The 22,341-nt window shown below is 40.5% G+C and carries 20 protein-coding genes and 1 pseudogene; 16 read left to right on the top strand and 5 right to left on the bottom strand.

Annotated features, from left to right (window positions below):
* Positions 1 to 30: 30 nt before the first annotated feature.
* The 13 genes and pseudogenes from VTAP4600_RS10680 to VTAP4600_RS10740 all read left to right on the top strand — a co-directional run.
* A complete protein-coding gene (locus VTAP4600_RS10680; protein WP_102522780.1) occupies positions 31 to 1,431 on the top strand; it encodes a tyrosine-type recombinase/integrase in 1,401 nt (466 codons plus the stop codon).
* Between the two features lies 1 nt (position 1,432).
* Positions 1,433 to 3,787: a hypothetical protein gene (locus VTAP4600_RS10685; protein WP_102522781.1), complete on the top strand. Its 2,355-nt coding sequence runs from the start codon at positions 1,433 to 1,435 to the stop codon at positions 3,785 to 3,787.
* A 13-nt stretch (positions 3,788 to 3,800) separates the two neighbouring features.
* Positions 3,801 to 5,996 (top strand): tyrosine-type recombinase/integrase, encoded by a 2,196-nt coding sequence (locus VTAP4600_RS10690; protein WP_102522782.1) that lies wholly within the window; start codon positions 3,801 to 3,803, stop codon positions 5,994 to 5,996.
* Positions 5,996 to 6,481 carry a bacterioferritin comigratory protein gene (locus VTAP4600_RS10695; RefSeq protein WP_102522783.1) on the top strand — a complete coding sequence of 162 codons (486 nt, stop codon included), beginning with the start codon at positions 5,996 to 5,998 and terminating at the stop codon, positions 6,479 to 6,481. Before VTAP4600_RS10690 ends, VTAP4600_RS10695 begins: the two co-directional genes overlap by 1 nt.
* A gap of 146 nt (positions 6,482 to 6,627) precedes the next feature.
* The gene (gene bcp, locus VTAP4600_RS10700; RefSeq protein ID WP_102522784.1) at positions 6,628 to 7,092 is read left to right on the top strand and encodes a thioredoxin-dependent thiol peroxidase; all 465 of its coding nucleotides are present in this window, start codon (positions 6,628 to 6,630) and stop codon (positions 7,090 to 7,092) included.
* A gap of 39 nt (positions 7,093 to 7,131) precedes the next feature.
* The gene (locus VTAP4600_RS10705) at positions 7,132 to 7,794 is read left to right on the top strand and encodes a recombinase family protein (protein WP_102522785.1); all 663 of its coding nucleotides are present in this window, start codon (positions 7,132 to 7,134) and stop codon (positions 7,792 to 7,794) included.
* 564 nt (positions 7,795 to 8,358) lie between these two features.
* Positions 8,359 to 9,480, top strand: coding sequence for a hypothetical protein (locus tag VTAP4600_RS10710; protein WP_102522786.1), 1,122 nt, complete (start codon positions 8,359 to 8,361; stop codon positions 9,478 to 9,480).
* Positions 9,480 to 11,246 carry a hypothetical protein gene (locus VTAP4600_RS10715; RefSeq protein ID WP_102522787.1) on the top strand — a complete coding sequence of 589 codons (1,767 nt, stop codon included), beginning with the start codon at positions 9,480 to 9,482 and terminating at the stop codon, positions 11,244 to 11,246. Before VTAP4600_RS10710 ends, VTAP4600_RS10715 begins: the two co-directional genes overlap by 1 nt.
* A 314-nt stretch (positions 11,247 to 11,560) precedes the next feature.
* Positions 11,561 to 12,478, top strand: a complete 918-nt coding sequence (locus VTAP4600_RS10720; protein WP_102522788.1) for an enolase-like domain-containing protein — start codon at positions 11,561 to 11,563, stop codon at positions 12,476 to 12,478.
* 137 nt (positions 12,479 to 12,615) lie between these two features.
* Complete coding sequence (locus VTAP4600_RS10725) at positions 12,616 to 13,149, top strand: KwaA family protein (RefSeq protein WP_197708643.1); 534 nt, start codon at positions 12,616 to 12,618, stop codon at positions 13,147 to 13,149.
* On the top strand, positions 13,149 to 14,063 hold the full coding sequence (locus VTAP4600_RS10730; RefSeq protein WP_102522790.1) for a DUF4868 domain-containing protein: 915 nt from the start codon (positions 13,149 to 13,151) through the stop codon (positions 14,061 to 14,063). Before VTAP4600_RS10725 ends, VTAP4600_RS10730 begins: the two co-directional genes overlap by 1 nt.
* A gap of 44 nt (positions 14,064 to 14,107) precedes the next feature.
* Positions 14,108 to 14,584 (top strand): hypothetical protein, encoded by a 477-nt coding sequence (locus VTAP4600_RS10735; protein ID WP_102522791.1) that lies wholly within the window; start codon positions 14,108 to 14,110, stop codon positions 14,582 to 14,584.
* Positions 14,585 to 15,337: 753 nt separating this feature from the next.
* Positions 15,338 to 15,478, top strand: a pseudogene (locus tag VTAP4600_RS10740) (thioredoxin-dependent thiol peroxidase); the annotation flags it as partial.
* A gap of 82 nt (positions 15,479 to 15,560) precedes the next feature.
* Here VTAP4600_RS10740 and VTAP4600_RS10745 read toward each other — a convergent pair.
* Both VTAP4600_RS10745 and VTAP4600_RS10750 read right to left on the bottom strand, forming a co-directional pair.
* Positions 15,561 to 16,643 (bottom strand): AI-2E family transporter, encoded by a 1,083-nt coding sequence (locus VTAP4600_RS10745; protein ID WP_102522792.1) that lies wholly within the window; start codon positions 16,641 to 16,643, stop codon positions 15,561 to 15,563.
* Positions 16,636 to 16,875: a sulfurtransferase TusA family protein gene (locus VTAP4600_RS10750; protein WP_102522793.1), complete on the bottom strand. Its 240-nt coding sequence runs from the start codon at positions 16,873 to 16,875 to the stop codon at positions 16,636 to 16,638. Before VTAP4600_RS10750 ends, VTAP4600_RS10745 begins: the two co-directional genes overlap by 8 nt.
* 273 nt (positions 16,876 to 17,148) lie before the next feature.
* On the opposite strand from VTAP4600_RS10750, the gene bepA reads away from it, so the two are divergent.
* The 3 genes from bepA (at position 17,149) to VTAP4600_RS10765 (ending at position 19,469) form a co-directional block, all read left to right on the top strand.
* Positions 17,149 to 18,606, top strand: coding sequence for a beta-barrel assembly-enhancing protease (gene bepA / locus VTAP4600_RS10755; protein WP_102522794.1), 1,458 nt, complete (start codon positions 17,149 to 17,151; stop codon positions 18,604 to 18,606).
* Positions 18,607 to 18,615: 9 nt separating this feature from the next.
* A complete protein-coding gene (gene arsC, locus VTAP4600_RS10760) occupies positions 18,616 to 18,966 on the top strand; it encodes an arsenate reductase (glutaredoxin) (RefSeq protein WP_102522795.1) in 351 nt (116 codons plus the stop codon).
* A gap of 74 nt (positions 18,967 to 19,040) precedes the next feature.
* Complete coding sequence (locus VTAP4600_RS10765) at positions 19,041 to 19,469, top strand: DUF2069 domain-containing protein (RefSeq protein ID WP_102522796.1); 429 nt, start codon at positions 19,041 to 19,043, stop codon at positions 19,467 to 19,469.
* Between the two features lie 90 nt (positions 19,470 to 19,559).
* On the opposite strand, the gene VTAP4600_RS26770 is transcribed toward VTAP4600_RS10765, so the two are convergent.
* The 3 genes from VTAP4600_RS26770 to VTAP4600_RS10775 all read right to left on the bottom strand — a co-directional run bounded on the left by VTAP4600_RS26770 (position 19,560) and on the right by VTAP4600_RS10775 (position 22,283).
* Positions 19,560 to 19,814: a hypothetical protein gene (locus tag VTAP4600_RS26770; protein WP_231897790.1), complete on the bottom strand. Its 255-nt coding sequence runs from the start codon at positions 19,812 to 19,814 to the stop codon at positions 19,560 to 19,562.
* 26 nt (positions 19,815 to 19,840) lie between these two features.
* Complete coding sequence (locus tag VTAP4600_RS10770) at positions 19,841 to 20,881, bottom strand: IS4 family transposase (protein WP_231897791.1); 1,041 nt, start codon at positions 20,879 to 20,881, stop codon at positions 19,841 to 19,843.
* Positions 20,882 to 21,020: 139 nt separating this feature from the next.
* Positions 21,021 to 22,283 carry a DUF2066 domain-containing protein gene (locus tag VTAP4600_RS10775; protein ID WP_102522797.1) on the bottom strand — a complete coding sequence of 421 codons (1,263 nt, stop codon included), beginning with the start codon at positions 22,281 to 22,283 and terminating at the stop codon, positions 21,021 to 21,023.
* Between the last annotated feature and the right edge of the window lie 58 nt (positions 22,284 to 22,341).

Consider the following 22,341-nt stretch of genomic DNA (forward strand, 5'->3'; position numbering starts at 1 on the left):
ATATGTAGGTAACATATTGAGGGTTGTTTTGTGATAGAAACACATGAGGAAAAACATTCTGATATTTATGACGACTTCCGTTTACTATCCATTGAGGTAGATACGTTAGCAAAACTAAAAGTATCAGAGAGTGTCAGTATTGAAACTGGAATGGTGACTTATTCCCCTTACCTTTCCCCTTCTAATCTAGAATCACGCCTAAAGAAAACAGATATTATCATTGCGCCCGATGGGAAGGTTGTTTACCCACAATCTCTTTACCTTGTATCTAAACTACGTGGTGAAGAGGCAATCAAGGATACTGACTCAATTGCAAAGGGCTTACTGGCTTTTACTCGTTACTTAGATTCCACCCATCAGCCCCAACTTGACGAAAACGATAATCAAATACAACCTGAATATTTAACTTATAAAACATTATCGAAGTATGAAGAAGAAGGTGCACCTTGGCGCTTTGCTGAACACCTTTTAGCTAACTGTCGCTCTAAAAAAAATGCAACTGGTAACGAAGCGTATTCGCTTAACTCTGCAAAAAGCTATATGGGTGCTGTCATTGGTTTTTATAAGTGGATGCAAAAATACGGTTACATCAAGAATGACAATGATCATATATTGACACACTTTAGCAAAGTGGAAGGTTACGAAGGTATCAATCAACACGACGTGCTTGGTCATACCAAGTTTGGCGCAAAGCGACTCTATGAAGTATCAAACATCATGAAGATGTTTCCCAAAAGCGATCAAACACCTACGTATAAAAAGTTGAAACCTATGCCGTTCGATCATAAGGAGCTGTTCTATCAACATCTAGATATATTACCAAAGACTATTTCCTTGATGCTTAAATTATGCGTGGAGACAGGAGCAAGAGTTGATGAAGCTACCCATTTCCCTGCTCGTAATATTGGTGACAAGGATTGCAGTGGACTAGAGGTGGTGCCAGTACACATCACACACACCAAAGGTAGTAAGCCACGCACCATTGAAATCCCTATCGCACTATATGAAGAATTAGAGCAATACAAAGAAAGTAACCAGCGGCAAAAGAACCTAATTCGACGAAAAGAGCTGATTGATTCTAAAAAAGAACAAGATACTACTGAGTACCTTTTTGTCTCCAACAAAGGGCGACCATATACAGAAAATACTCTAGAAGTGCATTTTGGGGTGCTGAGACAGCACATTCGAGCAATAGAGACGAGCTGGTACTATCGAATCCATGACTTGCGTTCGACTTACGCCACACATTGGCTTTGGAATGAGTCTCAGAAACGACAGGTTGTTTATGATTCTTTGATGGGTGAATTAGCAGATCTAATGGGACATGAAAGCACATCAACTACAGAAAAATACATTAAGTTCATGAATAAATTCGACATCCAATTAAGAGTCGCAAGGAATAAAAACCGCAAGATAAACGGAGGGTGGTAGCATGGCAAAAAGCCCACTTTCTAAAAACTCAAAGACAGTAAAGCATATTAGAAATAACAAAAATGTCACTGCGTTACACCTTACTATTCCCTATAAGGGTTCCAAAAGCAGGACAGTAACCGACTTTGATGTATCACACTTATTACACGTTGGTGCAAATAGTTATAATGACAAAATCAAAAGCCGTACCTCTTATTTGAGAAGCTTTTGCAAACAAGCCCATAAGTATTTTGATAATGGAAAGTCTGCAAGAACCGTCACTGGAAATTACGAGACATTACGAGCTTACATTGCCTTTTGCGACGCTTTAAGCGTTGACCCTTTTAGCGAAGTTGGCTATTTGAAATACGCGGGAAATGATGGTGAATTAAGAAATCGCATTAAAATGTACCACCCATCAAAAAAGCTCTGGGAAATGAGTCACGGTGATAGGTTAGGCATCAAAGAAGTCTCAGCATCGATTATCACTTCATCTCTTCGCACATCACTTGTATGGTGCGGACTCCCCTCAGAATTATGGGCAACCCAGCACAGAGGGTTTACTGGCGAAAGAACGCCATACAAAGGCTACTCAAGTTTTGAAGAAAAAACACTTGTAACACGGTTGAGTGAGTTATTTTTCACCTTAGCTCCGCAGCTCATTGCAGCTAAAGAAAAAAATCTAGCCCTGCCTGACGAACTTCCTGTCGTTATTGATTTCGAGGGACACCAAGAAGTAATTTCAATTCAAACCGCTTTAAAAACTCAAACACATGGTCAAAGCAAAAATGGGGCGTCTGTAAAACCTTCCGCTGCGTTTAATCTAACGATGGGAGCGGCCTATCACTTGATATGTTTTTTTACCTCATTGAACGATAGCGACGTACAAAGCATTGCCCATCCAGTTACGATTCAGACTAGTGAGCGGGATAAAAGCTTACAGGTGGTCAAAGTGTCGAGCTTTAAAGCACGAGCAAACAAAGAGGTAGACGCTGTTTTTACCAATGAGAGCTTCGATGTTGATAAGCGTGATGGAGTAAAATTCATTAAAACCCTTGAGGCACTTTCAGCACTATACGGCGGTGACGCAGAAGGTTCAGAGTTACTATTCACTCTTAATAACCAAGGAGAGAAAAACGGCTCCTTTCATGTAAACGAAATAAACAAACATCTAGTAGTGGAGTTAAACCTGCTCTCACCCACTCGGAAATCCTGCCTTCCTTGGTTTAAAGAGCTATTTTATAGCTATCGAAACCAACATGTTATCGAGTTAACCAAAGAAACTAATGAACTTGGTAGAGTCAGTATAAGTAAAGTAGCTCGCCCTTGCTCAAAAGCAAGCTCAACACATGGCGCAACTAATGCCGCCTATTGCATTTTATCGTGCTACACAGACTTGTCACTCAAGGGCATTTTACTACCACTTATTTATTCAGAGAAAAATTCCGATGGCAAAATCCTTGTTTCGTTCAATTACCGAAATGGTGACAGTAATAGCTTCTCTATTTCTACTGCGAATAAGCGTGTTATCCAAGATATTGAACAGTTCGCCACAGAGTTGGCAGATAAGCAAAAATCTAAAAATCATGAGCGATTGTTGCTCAAACGAGGCAATAGCAAACAAGCTCCTAGGGACTGGGATGGAGTTACCCCTATTTCGTCCAACCTAATGAATACGTGGTCAGTTGAATCAGGTGAATACTTCATTTCACTCCAATCGAGCCGCTGGCGAGAAATGACCAGTAACCAAGTATATTCCAACAGCGGTAAAAGTGGGGTTCAGAGTGTCCTTCAAAACCTGCTTTCGACCATTGACAAACATTATGTTAATGGTGATCCGACTCTCAACAAAATAATCATCTCACAAGCTATACAAGTCATAGAACATTTAAATGACAACTCGACCTTAGAGCAAGCTAAATCTGCGATTGCAGCCAAGCTTGGTATTACCATGCTTGCGCATGAAGAATGGGAAAAGAAACAAGAAGAAAAATCAAAAACCAACCCAAATGGCATTTATTGTAATGGTGAGCAAAGTATTGAAGGGCGCAAAAGTACGCAGCGAAAAACCAATAATGCAATGAAATTACCATTGCCATGCACTGAATACGATATGTGCCATAAATGCCAATCGGCCAAAGCCGTCGATGAGGTTCAATCTATCTATAAACTTATTTCTTTCATTGACGTGTTGAAAGAATCCTTAAACCAGTACCCCAATGCGAAAGAGGAAGTCCACGAAAAAATCAAAGCTTTTGAGTTCACTCTGGACGGAGCAAGTAAGAAGGTATACGAAGGTGCCATGGCATTATTTTTGAAAAACGGGCGTCACCCTAGAGTATCAACTGACCATGCTATTTTAGGTTTATACCGATAATGAGGAGCTAGCCATGATAAAGCTACCTAACGTAGACAGACAAAGTGCCATTGTAAAGGCGCAAAACAATGTTGGTATCTACACTAATTACCTGAATGACGTATTAAGGCCTGCAATAAAGAGGGGGAAGTTGGATGAGCTTGAAGTGCTAGATATTGGATTTAGCGTCACTGGCGAATCGCTGGGTAAAATTGGGGACAATGCCGCATGGCGAAAACTTCAAGACTTCTTTGAGCCAAATGCTACCCAAACATCCACTATAGACTTCACGCTTAATGGAAAAGTGATGGAGCGTAACCTCAGGATTCAATTGATAGCGCTTGCTTTAAAGATGATGTGGTTATCGTCCAAGGATTACTCCTTTCTTTCCATCTACAAGACTGTCGTTATCTTAAAGAAATTCGTTCCCGCTCTTTTAAGTGAAGGTTACAACAGCTTTGAATTTTTAAGTTTTGACCTATTAGAGTCTTGGGTGTTGAGCGACTTCACTGATATCGACTTCGAGCGAGATACAACCTATATAGCTCTCAACAAGCTGCGATCTGAGGCCAAAGGCCTATCGTTTGAGATTAACTTTGAAAAGAAATTAGCGGCATCCGATTTTGGTTTAGCCCTTAAAGAAACTGAACAATATACAGTTATGCCGCAGAGATTATATTGTTTAGGACTTCAAAAATCAGAAGCATTAGTTAACGAGTTATACCCAATTCGCGATCAACTAAGCAAGCTAGCCGATTACATTACTACCTATTATGACAAAGCCTATCTAGAGTATGCAAAGTACCTTATCAGCGATGAGGCAATATTAAAAAATGGCGGGCTTAAGTGGTATTTAACTAAGACAGATAAAGGTAATAAAGAAAGAACAACTGACTTTCAATCTGCTTTTCTCGCACTAAGTAATCCGACACAAGCAACGACCCTTGAATTACTATACAGGCACAAGCCCGTAATACGCCTTGAATACGCTGACAACTTCCATCCAGATAGAACATTGAAGGTTGGTAACAGAGTAGTTATAGGCCTTAAAGAGGCACGATCATTATTTAAACAACTCAACGGCGTTTGCCTATGGGCGTTAATGTCTAGAACGGGAATGCGTATTGATGAAATCTTTCACCTACATACGACAAATGGGTGCTCAGAAGAAACCATATCCAAGCAAATCATTCATATTATTCATGCAGACCTGTCAAAAACGGCCAAAGGCTCCCAATCAAAGCAAGATGAGTTTGTGACTACAGAGGTCGGAAAAAAGGCTTACGAGATTCTACAAGCGCTACATTCACCACTTAGAAAGCGTCATTCTGATAGCAAAACGTTTTTCCATAAGGTAACGGAGGACTATGCAGCTATTACTAAAGACCAACTTGGAAAGCATATTGCGAGTTGGTTTGAAGGCACATTGGCAGAAAAACTTGTGTTAACCAATGACGATATAATTGACTTGAAGATTTCCGACCCTAACCTTTCATTTAATGTGGGTGACGACTACGAGTTCTCAGGACACCAGCTTCGCCGTTCGTTTGCTTACTACCTTATCGGCTTCGAGCTTTGCGCGTTTCCACAACTCAAGCAACAGTTCAGCCACGTATCAATGGCAATGACAAGGCATTACGCTAAGAATGCCAGTAAATTCCAGAAAATCAGAAAGCAAAAACAAAGCTTGGCTTGCGCTATTGATGATGAAAGGGTTGATAAAAAAGCGCAGATCTACCTAAAAATCTATAAGAAGCTGGCGAATAAAGAACGCGTTGCTGGAGGTAAAGGTAAAGAGTTCACCAAAAACATGATGAAGGCTGAACGCAACCTGTTCAAAGATAAAGTCGATGACGACATGCTATCGCTCAATTACTGGAAAAAACAAATCCGAGATCAGAAACGTCACATCCATGCTGTAGCCCCTGGCGTTTACTGCACTTCAACAAGTTGCAGCCTGCGCACACAGGTCAACCTTTTAGAATGTGTAGACTGTAAAAACGACTACATTGTAGATGCTGTTTTTGCGGAGGCTAAACGCAAAGAGGCTGAAATCAATATGTTATGGGATATTGAGCATGATGAGTTAACGCCTCAAACAGCAAGTGAAGCATATATCAAAATCACCGCTGCCGAGCGAATTATGAATGACTTAGATATAACTTATGAACCTGTTGAAATGCCACTTGAAGTAAAGGAACTTCTAATACCTTTCGGAGTAACTGCGTAATGACACAAGCTACTAAAAACAAGCTAATAAGAGCCCTAGAACGACTGTTAGAGAGTAAACCTGAAAATCGCGAGCTAAGAAAAAAAAGCCGAGAAGGCAAACTAAAAATCAACAATAGCACCGTCGAGAAAGAAGCAGGGCTTTCTGTTGGATCACTGCGCAGGCATGAGGATGTTCAAGCTATGGTGAAGAGTAAATCACTCGAAGCTCGCGTGGCTCAGGATGACTCAAACCAATCACCTATTGATGTATTACAAGCGGAAGTGAAACAACTGAAAAACGATAAAACTCAAGCAAATAAAAAGAAAAAAGAGTATCTAGATCTCGCTAGATGCCATGAGCAAGCATTAGCTATACAAGCTGCTAGTCACTTAAAGATGGTTGAAGAGCTTATGGATATGTTACATGAAAGTGAGCGCGAAAAAGCGATGGACAAGGTAGTTAAAGCAAGGCCAGATAATCTTATCAAAGGTGATTTTAGATAAAAACATCCTGTATAGTGTAATCACTAGACAGGACAGATAGTTATTGATAAAAATGAACACTCTAACGAAACAAAAATGCACTAAAAAGGACAGAGTGAAGAACTCAACGACACATAACATTAATTTAGAAAGTAAGGATTAAACCGATGATAATCGAAGCTGGACAAACTGCACCAGATTTTACTCTGAATGACCAAGACAATAACCCAGTGACGCTCTCTGAGCTTCAAGGAAAGAAGGTACTGCTCTACTTCTACCCACGAGCTTCAACTCCTGGATGCACAATTCAGGCTCAAGGACTGCGTGACACTAAAGCTGAATTAGACGCCCACAACGTTGTTGTGCTTGGTTTAAGCCCAGACACCCCGAAAAAACTGACGAACTTTATCAACAAGCAAGAGCTAAACTTCACTCTGTTAGCCGATGAAGAACACAAAGTATGTGAGAAGTACGGTGTTTGGCAACTCAAAAAGTTCATGGGGCGCGAAAATATGGGCGTTGTAAGAACAAGTTTCCTGATTGATGAGTCAGGCAACCTTGAGCATGTATTTAACAAGTTCAAGACCAAAGATCACCATGAGGTCGTGTTGGACTACCTAAACAGCAAATAACCTTCTATGAGCTACTAACTATCTACTTTGGGAGCAGACATGATTGGCTACATTCGAGTATCAGATTCACGAAAAGCAGATGGCGAATCTCAAAGAGAAGCTATCAAGGCATACGCTAATAAACGTGGCATATTCATATCTGACTGGATTGAAGAGCATGTATCTGCTTCCAAGACAGAACTGAGTGATAGAAAACTATCTTCACTTATAGCTTCACAACAAAGCATCATCGTATCAGACATCACTCGACTTGGGCGCAGTAAAGTTATGGAACTAGTCGGCGCTATCGGCCAGATAGCCTCATACGGTGAACTACATTTGGCATACAACGACACCCTCATAAACGCAAAGAACGCCGACAATGCAGAAATCATTTTTACCGTTATAGGGGAATCTTTTGCTAGTGCTGTAGAGGCTCAGAAGCGCTCTGAGAGGGCTAAAGCAGGCCACGCTAAACGTAAGGCTAAAGGCTTACCATCTGGTCGTCAGAAGGGGCAGAAAGTTAAATCAAAACTTGATGAACACACCGCCTATATATTGAACCTTATTGATAACAATACCTCCAAAGCTGGAATTCTAAGAAAGCTTAAAGAGCGTGGCGTATCGATTTCCAGAAGTCGATTTTACTCTTGGTTAGAAGCTCGTGGGCTTCATAATAAGAAAGCTGAATTTCAGACTGATATGTTCTTAGAGCAAGTATAGATTACTTTAAGCACCCCACTATCTGCCCCATTTCGTTTAATTATGCTTTCCCCGCTGGCTTCCTTATTCTGACGTTTTTCCCGATTGGGTGTTTTATTCTGACGTTTTTCCCAATTGGGCGTTTTATTCTGACGTTTTTCTCAATTTCGAACTGAGAACTTACAGTGAGACAGAAGTGGCTTAGAGCCAATATTCTAAAACGTTTGTATCCAGAGACGGGCCAGATCGATCACCACTAGTACCGCCTTTGCCCTAAAAGTTGGAGTAAAGTTACGCTTAACATCTCATTATCGATGCTTGCCATAATAAAGCTAATGTATAGGCGAATGGCAAGACCTGCCCCTCACTTTAAGTAGCTAATCTTTGACTTAAAACAACTGAATATGAGCGCGGTGGGATATGCGTTTTACCTAAAGTATGCAAAAATGTTTTTCTATACAGGAATATAGAAGCAAAATCTGTTCCTCCATACTGAGCAACTTTAGTGGCAATATGTCACAAAGTTTAAAGGTGAACAGCATTGTCTGATGAAGTTGCTATGAGGGTTTTGATTAAGGTGAAGCTTTGAGTAAAAGAAAAAAATCAGCTAACTCGGGTATTGATGCTTTATTGGGGTTCGAGTTTCAGCGCAATTGTGCGCTGTACATACTCCTGAACGAATATAATCGATTCAAAGGAAGAGAGTTCTTTCTGAGTATTGAACATCATGACGACTTCCTATTCTGCTACAGAACAGACTGCCGCAGCAATATCGAAGAAGTGCATTCTTATCAGGCCAAAAAGCTTTCAGGCAAGGTCTGGACGATAAATGAGCGTTTCTCTGAAGTGATAGCTAAGATGCTTGAAGTTGGAAACGACCTCAGAAACGACCCAGCGCCTAAATGTCAAAGCTATACTCATGAGCTAACGTTTGTATCCAACTCCGACATCGAGCTTAAATACACGCCGAATAAGCAAGAAAAGGATGATGGAAAAAAGGAATTATCAAGCCTCCTTAACGAGCAGAACTGTAAGTGTAAATACGATTCCTTTCCTGAAGATATCAAAGACAAAATCACCAAGAAAGTAGACAGTTTCTGTAGCAAGGAAAAACTTACTTACCACAAACCTGAACTCGATAATCTACATATCCAATGGGTAGATTTTCCACGGACAAAGAGTGCACAAAAAGATTGCCTAGTCGGGCTAATGAGTAGGAAGTTTCCACATGTATCAGATTCTTTCGCTGCCGTTGAGTTGCTTCTTAGCCTGTTTAGGGAAGTTGAAGTCATTTACAACCAAGACAAAGTTATTACCTTACTTGACAGTTCTAAGAGGGTTGAGGGCGATGAAATCAAGAAAGCGATTGATATCATTGAAACAGACCAAAAGACATTCCAGCTATGGAGAGAGCACTCAACAGAATTAGCCCGTAAGTTTCGAGTTCCTATAGGTATCCAAAATAGTCATGAAAACTATATTAGGAACACATTTGAACTTTTAAAGGACATGATGAATAACGAACATCAGATAATCAAAAGCTTTGTTAAGGACAATGACTACTCTATGGACTACTACAGCCATGAAGAAATGTTTGAGGCATACGTTTCTGATATTAAAAGTAAAAATAGCATCAATCTAAGAGATATTGATATTTTCTTCTGTACTTTATGCGCATTTGTAGAGCAACACGGTGAGGCCTTGTAATGAACACAACAATTACGTTCAACAGATTATTTGTCAGCTCAGAATCACATAATTCTTGTTTCAGTAAAGAGTTTTCACCTGGTGTAAACATAATTAGTGGACGCAACACATCAGGTAAAAGCTCTTTGATCCAGAGCCTATTGTATGCGTTTGGTGTGAATGACGTTAGAGAAAATTTAGATGAAATTCTCTCATATCAGCCGACTTTCAGAGTAGACCTTACTAAGAAAATAGGTGGTATTGAGGAATCTTATACCATAGTAAGAGACTCAAAATCCATCTATGTCAAAGAGCCAAATGGGAAAATAGTTCCTTTCCATGGAATAGATGCTGATAACAGTGTTGAGCACGTTAGACTAAAGGACTACATAAGAGATTTAGTTGGATTTTCACTTATTCTTGAGCAAAAAGGCGAACTAAAATCAGCTCCACTCGAAAGCATGTTTTTGCCATATTATATTTCTCAGTCTGTCGGCTGGGTATATTTGCGCGAGTCATTCTCTAATCTTCAATATTACAAGGGATTTAAAGACGACTATTTAGACTATTACCTGGGTATAAGTAATAGCTTTGATCGCGTAGAGCATAGAAGGTTAACAAAGGAAAGAGATCGATTATCTGCTGATATAAACAATCTCAAACGATACAGTAAGAAAGCAGAGTTCCAATTTTCTAACTTGGTCGACGAAGCGTTTGGCGAGCAAGCAGAAGCCTATATTGAAAATTACGTTGTAAAGTCAAATTCATTAGAGGAGGAAAGAAACCAGTACATAAAGCTTTGTAATGAACTTTCTCTATTGCAGAATCACCATAAAATCCTAAAAAGAACCAAGAGAAATATCAAGAAACAGAATTACAACGATATTGATCGCTGTCCAGCCTGCACGCAGGTTCTGTCATACTCTCTTGAAGGATTGTACAGCCATTATCAAAAATATAATGATACTGTCGAACTTGAGTCTCACATTACAGATAAGCTAATCGATAAAAAATCCAAGATAAACTCGTCTAAGAAGAAAATGACGACTATCGATAATGAAATTTTTAATGATTATGGCGTACTTTTGGACAAAAACGTAGACGGAGTTACTTTTGAACAATGGGTGACAAATAAAGCAAATATTACGCTATACAAGCAAATGCAAGCAGATATTGAGCACTCGGAGAGCGAGTTAGAAGGCGTTAAACACTCTCTAGGTTCTATGGTCACAGAACAAGAGACAATCTTCTCACGAATTAGGAAGGAAAAGGCATTCGAGAAGATATTTACAGAGTACACATCACAGTTAGAGCTGAAACCTTTAACCGACTCTCGGTATCTGGATTTGTATAAAATTCATTCTTTCCCTCGTCAAGGTGTTGAACTTCACAAAACCGTCATGGCTTATCACTTTGCTTTAAACGCTATGATAATGAAATCGAAAACAGCCCATAGACTACCATTCTTGCTTGACGCTATTCTCAAGGAGGATATTGATGATACTAACTTGGCGACTATTCTGTCATTTGTTGGGAAGAATCTGCCAAGTGATACTCAGACGTTTGTGTCAATATCAGAGCATGTTAAAGGCTCTAGCCCTGAAGAAGGTGAAGAAATTAAACCTATCGAAAAAGTTAGAGTTAAAGAAGTTCAAAACGCATACTTCCCGACTAACTCTAAGCTGTTCTACGTAGGCGATGGAAAGATAGAGCGTGGTTTTCTTTCTCAATCACTAAAAAATCATCAAGAACTTCATGAAGATACCATCGATATAACTGTCATCTAAACAAACAACTGAGATGTAGTTCTCCACGGAAGACAATGGGACAGTTGGCACTTCGCAACTCGGAACTGCCCCAAACTTTTATAGAGCGTCCGAACCGACTCTCACGAATGCTCTAGAACAGACCAAATTAATCTAATCCATGTGGTGGGGTGGAGAGCTATACGGAAATGTTCCGTCGCTTTTTCCCGAAATTTTCTTTCGATTCACACAACAGGTTTATACTGGTTGAGTTTCATAATGAATGACAGCAATATGGAAAAAATCAGTCTATAAAGCATTAGGTTTTTGAGTTTAGCAGGAGTTAGGTAACATAAATGAAATCAATTTATTTAGACTGGAATGTCTTTCAAGACTTGTTTCAAACACGCAGAGGTCAAGAGTTTAATAGCGCTATACAGTCTGTAAAAAGAAAGTATAAAACCCCATTCTCATGCGCTCATATGCGTGACTTGTCGCGTTGTCGTAGCGAAGAATATGTAAATAAGGATCTTGCTGAGACACAGAGGGTTTCTGATGGTTACTGTGTAGGTTTGTCTCAGAACAATGAAGATGTTTTAATTGAAAGGGTTCCAATTAAGCAAGTTTTTGATGCAGTAAAAGAAGACTCTACTATTGCAGGTCAAAGTGTCGCTAGCTTTTTACCTTTCGATGAGTATGAAGTAGCTGTAGATGAACTGTCATCTGATAATATTGTTGTTCCTTATCTAGACAAAAATGGAAGGAAAATGTCCCCGAAGCTTTTAATGGATTTTGTAGAAGCTTTGAGAGTTGACATACTAAATGATCATAGAATTCAAAAAAAATTTAGAGCTTCACTGAAAGAAGTCATGGCTTTAGGTAATCCTGCATTTGCAGCCATAGAAAATATGCCACTTTATAAGTATTGGTTATCTACAAAGGAAGAAATAACAGAGAACTTTGAAAGTATCGTGAATTCTTTTCTTTCAATTACAGGGAAAAGTACCGATACGATTCCTTTTGGTGAAAAAATTACTACCTCATATAACATTTTAGTTTTCTTTCCAGCATATTGGGAAACCATCGATAGAAGAAACAATACAAATAATGTAACGACAGATGCTGAACATGTTCTTCTGGCATCAAGTTCTAGGTATTTTGTCTGTGGAGACGAAAAAATGGTTGAAAAGGCTTCAATTGTATACACAACATTTGGCATAAAGACCAAAGTCATGACGCCAGATATGTTCATGAGGACAGTGAAAGTAGAGTAAACCTAACAAACGCCTCAAGAGGAGTTAGGCGCTTTGGCACGGTGTGTGCCTCATACATTTTCTCAAGGATATCGAAATGGTCTTAATATATGCAGTTTAAACTTACGTCTGGATTTATAATTTTTTTAGGATCGTATTTGCCACTAGCATTAATTCTAGCAGTGCAAGACATACCTATATCATGGTGGAGTAATTCATTTTGCGATTTTTCTGACATAGACAATTGCTTATTTAATCCGTTTCAACATCCATATTTTTCAATTATCTTCATTGTTATTAGCATCATTTCGGTAATCATTTCAAACATATCTTTGAAAAAAATCTCCTACCCTTTTGATGGCGAAGTTAAAAGCTCAAAAACAATTCCGAATGACATTATTAATTACGTATTTCCTTACGTAGTTTCATTTATGGGGATAAGTTATGACGCTCCTGAGAAAATGTTAGGGTTCGTGGTGTTTTTACTGTGGATGTTTGCAATTACTTATAAGTCAGGGCAAATAATAATGAACCCGATTTTATTAATGTTTGGTTGGAAATTATATGAAGCAAAAATTGTAATAAATGATGAAGAAAGGGACGTTCGAGTATTGAAGAAAGGATCTCTAACCCCTGGTAATTATAAGTTTCAATCAATTCAAGACTTTTACATTTCAAAGGATACAAACTAATGGATGCTGAATTTCAATTATTAAGAGCATTTGACTTTGCCAATGCAACACCACATTTATGGGTTTTTAAAAATAGTAGGTCACAGGAAAAATTTAGAACCTTTTATGTTCAAACGGAAACTGATCTTAATCGGCAATTTAAAACATTTGTAAATACGGAAATAGAGAGAATTACAGAACATTCTCCATATTCTTATATTGCTCAGACAAATGAAAACAGTTGTCTAACTCTAGATTCTACAACAACAAATTTTTCAAATTTGAAGGCACTAGTTGATCGTTTAGAACCAGAGCATCGAATAAATGATAGCAATGATTTAAAAGGTTCTAATGGCTACGTAGTTAAATACATAGCAAATGGTGTGACCGTATATGCAGTGAAAAGATCTACCTCGACTTGGAAAACTTCATATCCTAATAAGTATATTAATATGGTGTTTACAAATGGCGAACTATCAGGTGTAGTAGATAATAGTTTCTCGATTGAAAAGAACTTTGATTTTTATGTTATTAATAATGTTGCATTTATTGCGAATAAGCGCGGTTTCGAATCATCTATGAAATATCGTGAGGCATACTCACAGGCATTTACGCAACTACAACAAAATCCTTCATTTAGTAATTTATTCTCTGATTTACAGCCTATCGTTGAATATGTTGGTACTAATTCAATGCAGTTACGCCGAATGGGAGTTATTGAAGATAAAAAGGTCTACACGAGCCCCAACTTTATAACAAAATTAATGGCTATAAATACAGCTAGAGGTTGGGGGCTTAACTTTGATTTAGCAAATAACACTATTGTCCCTTGTGCTGAAACAACAAGTACTATCCTTCAAGTTCTCTTAGATCACCGCTTAATGAGTGAAATAACCGCAAATATTTACGATGTGCCAGATGCCGTTCAAGTGTAAGTGTTGTTAGTGACAAAGTTCAAATTTCTATTCAAGCTAGGACAATGCTAGAAGCAAAAGGAATGCTTAAAGGTGTAGCCAGAAAGCACCCAAATGCCGACATTAATTCCTTTCTAGAAAATGCTCAGGTTAAATCTACATATAGCCCTGAGATGATGAAATTTAAGCTAAGTTTTGGTGGTACTGACGCAGGGCGTTCTATAGTAAAGTCTGCGTTAGCAGTGGTTAGTGATGCCAATCAATCTACGGGAATGTGTCAAAATGCAATTTCATATTTGACAGCCAAAAATGCCGAGGCTTGTTTTGGCTATTACTATGTTAGAGACCTAATATCTAACCGCCCTACAGGGGTTCCATTACACTGTTTAGCGGTGCGAGGTGATCAGAAAACAGGCTTAATCTTTTTTTATGCAGAATACTTTGGCATGCAACGAGTTGTTGGTTGTCTAGGTCAAGGAGAGTCATTCTCACCAATATGCAATAGATCCTGTTTCTGGGACAGAACTAGAATTAAGAGTTGACCTAGATCTTTCTCTTACTGAAATACAAGATGCTTATGATTATAAAGCTATACCTGAACAATCTATTGAAAATGTAATAGCTTCAATTGTCCCTAGTCACTTGCAGTTGCACTCTGAGCAAGAAAGAACACTAGTAATTAATGTCGCCTTACAAAAAGCATTTGAGGAAATAGGGCTAAAGGAAGGGGGATCAGATATTACCTGAACATATAGGTAAATTGTCGTCTGTTGTCGCTGAAGAAGTTCTGCCTCTCATGATACATCAATTAGGTATAGGCCAGCAGTAGGACGTATAGAGCAAACGACTATCATACCTTTGCCTTACCCACACTAATCCGCTAATTGCTAAATTAGCAAGAACACAACACGGAAATGTCCAGAGACGTTACACCAAAACACGTTTCCATCGGCTCCTAAGCGTAGTTTTGAATTGCATCGATTGGTTCATGAGTTAAGCTCATGGGGAGTTTCTTACCAATTCTTAGTGAATTTAAGAATTCTTAAAAGGAAGAGTATTAGCGTCCAATGATGTGGCGACTATTCACACCAAATATTGATAATCTTGTAGTATTAACTAAATTTTTATGACAGATTTTCACTTGAATAATCGTCAAAACAGCCCAATTTACAAAAAATTATGACAACTGTTATAATTAGAGTTAAAAAATAAAATCAACCAACTTAACTTACTGTTAAATATAGATTTTTTAAATAATCGTCAAAAATAAGGTCTTAGAATATTTCCAAGGGTAGAAATTCATGGGCAAAGTGTACGATGGCCTTCACCGTATCAGCTTCCTAATCAATGAAGAAGGCGTGATCGAACATGTCTTCAATAAGTTTAAAACCAAAACTCACCATGAAGTGGTTTTGGATTACTTAAACCAAGCTTAAGCTTCGATAACCAAAGTTTAAAACCAAAAACACCTCGCACTTGGCGAGGTGTTTTTGTTTCAACAGTCTTCCAACAAGAAAGCTACTCTTGCGGCAGGTTTTCTTTGTCTGGCTTCACGCCACCGTCTGGCAGTGCGTTAATAACCGCTTTGACGAGCGTCGCCAATGGAATGGCAAAGAACACGCCCCAGAAGCCCCATAGTCCGCCAAATACCAGTACGGCCACAATGATGGCGACTGGGTGCAGATTTACCGCTTCAGAAAACAGTACTGGCACTAATACGTTACCATCAAGTGCTTGGATAATACCGTATGCGATCAGTAAGTAATAAAATGGAGGCGTTAAACCCCATTGGAACAAACCGACAATGGTAACCGGTACGGTAACCGCTGCAGCACCTATGTATGGGATCAAAACAGACAAACCCACAGCAACGGCAAGAAGCACGGAATAGCGCAAATCTAGAATCGCGAACGTGAGGTAACTTACGCTACCCACGATGAGGATCTCCATCACTTTACCGCGAATGTAGTTCGAGATTTGAGTGTTCATCTCACGCCATACTTTGGTCGCAAGACGGCGATTTTGAGGCAGGAAACCACTTAGGATGTCCAACATTTCTTCTTTGTCTTTCAAGAGGAAAAACACCAGAAGAGGCACAAGAATTAGGTAAATCGCGAGCGCGGCAATGCTGACTAACGAAGCCAGTGAACCTTTAACGACACTTTCGCCCATTCCCAACGCTTTGGTTTTTGCTTTCTCAAAGATGGTCTCAACAATGTGCATATTCGCCAATTCAGGGTAATGCTCTGGCAACGTTGAGATGAATTTTTGCAATCCGTTATACATATTTGGGATATCGTTAACTAAGTTCCCGACTTGTGTCCAAATGGTTGGTACTAAACCAAACACGGCTAACAAAGCCAGCCCGAGGAAAACCAATACCACAATAGGAACGGCAAAACTGCGAGACACACCAAAACGGCTTAACTGATTAACAGGCCATTCTAACAAGTAGGCTAAAACGATCGCCACCAATAAAGGCGTAATCAAACCACCGAAGAAATAAATCGTGGCAAAACCAAACAGCAGAATTGCAACCAAACTCACAGCGTGAGGGTCAGAAAACCGGCGTTTATACCAACTGGTTACCATATCAAACATGGGGGGACTGTCTCTCTTTTTGAACGGTTAAAGTCGAAATTAAGTCACATTCTTCCAGCTGAACGGAAAAGGAGTGCGCTTGGAAGTATCGTACCATATCATGCAAAGATTGCTTATCAGTAACTAAGATTGAAGCTCGTTCACCATCTTGCATGTGCGCACAGAAGCGTTTGGCTCTTAAAAGCGCCATAGGGCAACGCTCTTCACATAAATTCAGTGTTCGGTCTTCCATTCTTTATCTCGGCGCTTATGATAATCGCAGCATTGTAATGCTTAACGGGTGATTGTTCTTCCTTTCATTAGCGAAACTTGCCATTATTTGGATAAATAATATTGCTGTCGCACTTAGTTTTGCTGCGACACATCAGCGAATAACCCCTAAATCATTTATCATTGACAGCAAATACGCTCAAAATGCGATAATAAAGAAGAAACCATATCAGTGACTTGTAGTCCAAATAACGATGGATCTCTATTAGAATAAAGCAGGGTACAACGAAACCTTATGTATAAACGCTCTCGCTCCACATTATGCTTATGTATTGCTGCTCTTCTTAGCAATCCAGTACAAGCTCAAGATAGCCGCTACGAATTACCCGATATTGGTACTGCGGCAGCGTCTACGTTGACGATTGATCAAGAATTACGTTACGGCGATGCTTACATGCGCATGCTGCGTTCAAGTCAGCCGATTGTTCATGACCCAGTACTAAACGAATACATCAGTAATTTGGGGCATCAGCTCGTTGCTCACGCCAATGACGTGAAAACACCGTTCCACTTTTTCATGATCCAAGACCGTAACATCAACGCCTTTGCCTTTTTTGGTGGCTATGTCGCTCTACACTCTGGATTGTTTCTCCATGCCAAGTCAGAAAGTGAGTTGGCCTCTGTTGTGGCGCACGAAATCGCGCACGTAACACAACGCCATTTAGCTCGCGCGATGGAAGCACAAGCAAACCGTTCACCGGCAACTATGGCAGCGTTAGTTGGGTCATTATTACTTGCAATTGCTTCCCCACAAGCCGGAATCGCAGCAATTACTGCGACTCAAGCTGGCGCAATTCAAGGCCAAATAAACTACACGCGTGCAAACGAAAAAGAAGCCGACCGATTTGGCATAGTTACCATGTCTAAAGCAGGGTTCGACCCTCATGATATGCCACGATTTTTTGGCCGACTTGCCGACGAGTTCCGTTATGCCAGCAAGCCACCCCCTATGCTATTAACGCACCCATTGCCTGAAGATCGTATCACCGACTCCCGAGCGCGTGCTCAAAGCTACCCACCACTGCGCCTTGGCCCTTCGCTAGAATACCATTTGGCTAAGGCTCGAATTGTGGCACGTCATGCTGGCATTGATAGCGAAGCCGCGATCGACTGGATGGATCGTCGCTTGAAAAAGGCCTCAGCAGCGTTAGCCCCGACCTATCGTTACGGTAAAGCTTTGGCGTACTTAGATACCAAAAAACTCGACAAAGCGGAACCTATCTTATTGGAGCTGTTGAAAACAGAACCCAATAACAACTTCTATTTAGACGCCATTGCCGATTTATACCTCTATAAAAAAGAATATCAAACGGCCATCGACATTCTTGCCAAGGCGCTGGATAAAAAACCAAACAATCCGGTACTGACGATTAACTACGCTAACTTGCTCAACGAAAGCGACCAAGTCGATAAAGCGGTTCGTATTTTACAGCGCTATACCCATGACTACCCAGAAGACATTAACGGCTGGTCACTATTAGCCGATGCCCACCAAAAACTGGATAATCCAGACGAAGAACTTGCCGCAAAAGCAGAAATATTTGCTCTAAGAGCAAACTGGACCAAAGCAATACAAAATTATAGCGAAGCCAGTCAACTGGTTGATTTAGGAAGTCTTAAACAAGCAAAATACGACGCAAGAATCGACCAATTAAGTGTCGAGCGCGATCGATTTTTTGCTCTTCAAAACTAGGAGAAAGTTATGTCAGTCGTCATTTATCACAACCCTCGTTGTTCAAAAAGCCGAGAAACTCTGGGCTTACTGGAGGAGCGTGGTATTGAACCTAAGATCGTTAAGTACTTAGATGAAAGCTTGAGCACCTCGCAACTAAAATCTGTATTTGAATTACTTCAACTACCGAGTGTACGTGACATGATGCGCACCAAAGAGGCCGTATACAAAGAACTATCTCTTGGCGAAGCGAATGTCACTGATGAGCAATTGTTTGAGGCTATGGTGAGCAACCCTAAACTTATTGAACGCCCAATTGTGATTGCAAACGGGCAAGCTAAATTAGGCCGCCCACCAGAGCAAGTACTCACCATTCTTTAGGTAACACTCAAACCGGAACGATTGGTATTGAGTGCAATGAACTCAATACCGAATGTCTGATTAACGGAGTAATCATGTCAGAAAAGAAAACAGCGGGTTATCGCTACCTTGCGTTAACGGCAAACCTTGCTCTTATTGCTTGGGTGGCATTGTTGCAATCGGTCATATCCCCTCATCCAGACATCAATAGCGTTACCTTAACCATTGCTTGGTGCATCCCTTTGTTATTGCCTTTGCGTGGTATTTTAGCGGGTAAAGCGTATACCCATGCATGGGCAAACTTTGTTTTGATGCTGTACTTTTTGCACGCTTTAACGCTCATTTACGTAGACGGAGGTGAGCGCCTATTAGCCTGCATTGAGTTATTCATCACAAGCGTCGCTTTTGTTGCTAATACTTTATATGCTCGCGAGAAAGGCCGTGAACAAGGCTTAAAGCTCATTCGTTTATCTGAAGTAGAAAAACAAGAAAAAGCTAAGTATGGACAAAGTGAAAACAGCTAACATCTAAATAACTGGCTCTGTTATTTAGATCTATGTATGGCTGAATAGTTTATACAAAAATGGCGGCCAGATTGGCCTAATGCCACTCGCTTAAGAGCGAGTGGCATGTTTATTGGGGTATCGGGCTGGCTTTTTTAAAACCGCTCTGGGGTATGGTTTCCTTTTCCGTTTCTTGGGGAGAATAAGCCGCTTCCCATTGTCCCTGAGAGCTTTTAAGTTTTTTTGTATCGCTCCTGGACTTCGAGTGTCGCTCGCCCAAATCATCTCATCCATAATCAAAAATAAGGCATTAATGAAGCTGATCCGTAGAGGCTCAACTTCATGTTGTTTAGCCATCTCAGCCATTTCCAGCCTCACGATGTTATAGCTGGTTAATATTCCCCATAGCTCCTGATATATCCCGACTTTTTCTTACTTCGTAATGTTGGTTTGTTTTGTAACTGATACTGCTTTAGTTCGCCGTAACTGCGTTCGATTTCCCAACGCTCCCAATACACTTTAACTAAGTCATCAAACAGATAGCGCTCAGGGCATAAGCACGAAGTAATGAAGCCTTTGATTTCACCTTTAGGGGTTGGAATTAGAATAAGGCGTGCTTGCCATCTCTTGCCAAGATAGGGAGTCTGCTTTTGAGCTTGTGGTGAAACAGGCATCTCAATGAGATGATCATAATCAGTATAACTCTCGATTATGTCATAGCGCATTTTGGTTTTGATTGGTGTTAACCAGTGGCTGTTACTGCTAGCACCCTGCCAGCTGGTAAATAACTCCGCAGAAGTGAACCCTCTATCAAAAAGTGTTAATGAGTCATCTGGTGCTGACCCCACAAGTTGTTGGGCATATGATATTTCACTGTTTGTTACTGGTCCAAAAGCAGCATCGGACACAAGGTGGCTACGTGTAGACATTAATGTTACTCCCAACACGCTTGGAAATGATGCACCTTTTTGAGCAAACCCAAAATGCTGATTTTCTTCGGTATTGTGAGTTTTGAAATACGTTCCATCGACACTAAGAAGCTTTAAGCCACAAACTTCGTCAAAGTCTGATTGTTGCTCCCACTGTTGGGCTGTAGTTTTAAATAAGTAACGCATAGGTTTATCGCCGAGGCGTTCTTTCCCCTTGATAATACTGCTTGTTGCCATAGGTGTGAGTTCACCATCTACATCAGGGAATGCTAACTCCAACTTGTCGCAGACATCTTGAATGGAGCGATTACGTTGGAGCCCAATCCCTAATACTAACCAAACAGCTTGCTCTGCGGGGAGGCGTCGCTTTCTGAGCGATACTCGTCCAGTTTGTTGAACAGCTTCTTCAACCCATTCCCAAGGAATGTGTTTATTAAACACATCGATTGGACGTTCGTGGCAAAACTCTGCGGTAACCTGTAACTCTTTTGAAAACTCAGACATAAAAAATCGGCCGTAACTTACGTTACGACCGATTATGAGGCCTCTGGAGGATCGTTCAAGTAGCTAAACGATCGGCATTAGCCAGATTGGCCGCCATTTTTATCATTACTGCTTTGCTCGTAACTGGCTAATAGAAAACTTACCCAAGCCACTCATAAACGAGTGTTGCTTTGTAAATATCCTCAACAGCGTCTGTGTCTTCAGCTAAAGTTTCTTCTGCAGCAACACCTTCTGCACTATTCACGCCTGTATTTGAATCGAATCTAGAAACACTCGGTTCATTATTAGTGGCAGGCGCAACGGCCGCGTCAGGTTCATTGGAATCCACCAAAACGGCTTCTGCATTCACTGTATTAGCTTCATCGACCGGTTGGCTTTCTATCAATTCAAATTCCGGCGTCATTTCGAACTTCTGCACTTGCTTAAAGTTACTCAGCTCTCGCTCAAAGTCAGCTTGCGCTGCTAGCAAATGAACCCTAAATGTAATGCCCGTTGCATGAATCTTCATGACATCAACCGTTGCCACAGAGTTTAACCCTTTAAGCAAAGACTCTAAGTTAAATAAATCGGAGGCATTACTCACGTCCAAAAATTCAGTCAGTACATATTGAGTGGAACTATCAGACACTTGTACTGCACTTTTGCTAGAGAAGTAGTCACTCACTTGATCCACAACTTGCTCGAGCACTGGATCAACGGCTCCTGATAACTGGCCGGTCATTGGCGACGTTTGCTCACTAACCATAGCTTCAGGTTTTTGATCATACAGCGTCCAGCGTACTGACGTGCGATTAGATAAATGTTGTATTCTCACCACCAGCACTGCATCTGCCGGATAACGTGTGCTGGCATTGCTGATAGGAGTAACAAAACCACCCCAAAGATCTGGAGCCGAAATTCCCGTTACATCATCAAAGTCCCCTACCGGAACCGTGATAGGCAACCCTCGAGTTTGCGCATGCTCTGTAATTTGAGTAACCGCCCGTGAACCACTTTGCTCCCAAGCAATCTGCCGTTGGTATCGGTCTTCTTCAACCACCCATACCAATACATTTGAACGATTAGGTGTCCAATATGGAACCGCCGCTTGGGTTAACAAGCTCTGAACTTGTCTTGGGTTAAAAGCCATCACTAAACTAGGTTCACCCGCAATAGAGCCGGTTCCAATTTGAGACAGATACTGACCACTACTACGTAGCGCTTTGCTTATCACTTCATTGCTAGCGACAGACTTCTGCCCGGAAGCTTTAATCAATACTTGCTCTAGCCCTTGAGCTTGAGCGGCCGCTTCGGCTTTATCTTGCTTGGGCAAAACAACTTCCGTTTTGAATACATCAACTTTGGTTAATGCATGGCTTGGTAGCGACAACGCGCATAGCAACAAACAAGCAATTCGATACATAAAAATTCTACACTAATGAATGAACTACAAATGATAAGCAACTCTTGGTTCATCGGCA

It is taken from the genome of Vibrio tapetis subsp. tapetis (assembly GCF_900233005.1).
In the GTDB taxonomy this organism is placed as follows: domain Bacteria; phylum Pseudomonadota; class Gammaproteobacteria; order Enterobacterales; family Vibrionaceae; genus Vibrio; species Vibrio tapetis.

Coding starts and splice junctions, on each gene's coding strand:
- VTAP4600_RS10685 (WP_102522781.1), top strand. CDS start 1,433: ATGGCAAAAAGCCCACTTTCTAAAAACTCAAAGACAGTAAAGCATATT.
- VTAP4600_RS10690 (WP_102522782.1), top strand. CDS start 3,801: ATGATAAAGCTACCTAACGTAGACAGACAAAGTGCCATTGTAAAGGCG.
- VTAP4600_RS10695 (WP_102522783.1), top strand. CDS start 5,996: ATGACACAAGCTACTAAAAACAAGCTAATAAGAGCCCTAGAACGACTG.
- bcp (WP_102522784.1), top strand. CDS start 6,628: ATGATAATCGAAGCTGGACAAACTGCACCAGATTTTACTCTGAATGAC.
- VTAP4600_RS10705 (WP_102522785.1), top strand. CDS start 7,132: ATGATTGGCTACATTCGAGTATCAGATTCACGAAAAGCAGATGGCGAA.
- VTAP4600_RS10715 (WP_102522787.1), top strand. CDS start 9,480: ATGAACACAACAATTACGTTCAACAGATTATTTGTCAGCTCAGAATCA.
- VTAP4600_RS10720 (WP_102522788.1), top strand. CDS start 11,561: ATGAAATCAATTTATTTAGACTGGAATGTCTTTCAAGACTTGTTTCAA.
- VTAP4600_RS10730 (WP_102522790.1), top strand. CDS start 13,149: ATGGATGCTGAATTTCAATTATTAAGAGCATTTGACTTTGCCAATGCA.
- VTAP4600_RS10735 (WP_102522791.1), top strand. CDS start 14,108: ATGCTAGAAGCAAAAGGAATGCTTAAAGGTGTAGCCAGAAAGCACCCA.
- VTAP4600_RS10745 (WP_102522792.1), bottom strand. CDS start 16,643: ATGTTTGATATGGTAACCAGTTGGTATAAACGCCGGTTTTCTGACCCT.
- VTAP4600_RS10750 (WP_102522793.1), bottom strand. CDS start 16,875: ATGGAAGACCGAACACTGAATTTATGTGAAGAGCGTTGCCCTATGGCG.
- bepA (WP_102522794.1), top strand. CDS start 17,149: ATGTATAAACGCTCTCGCTCCACATTATGCTTATGTATTGCTGCTCTT.
- arsC (WP_102522795.1), top strand. CDS start 18,616: ATGTCAGTCGTCATTTATCACAACCCTCGTTGTTCAAAAAGCCGAGAA.
- VTAP4600_RS10765 (WP_102522796.1), top strand. CDS start 19,041: ATGTCAGAAAAGAAAACAGCGGGTTATCGCTACCTTGCGTTAACGGCA.
- VTAP4600_RS26770 (WP_231897790.1), bottom strand. CDS start 19,814: ATGGCTGAGATGGCTAAACAACATGAAGTTGAGCCTCTACGGATCAGC.
- VTAP4600_RS10770 (WP_231897791.1), bottom strand. CDS start 20,881: ATGTCTGAGTTTTCAAAAGAGTTACAGGTTACCGCAGAGTTTTGCCAC.
- VTAP4600_RS10775 (WP_102522797.1), bottom strand. CDS start 22,283: ATGTATCGAATTGCTTGTTTGTTGCTATGCGCGTTGTCGCTACCAAGC.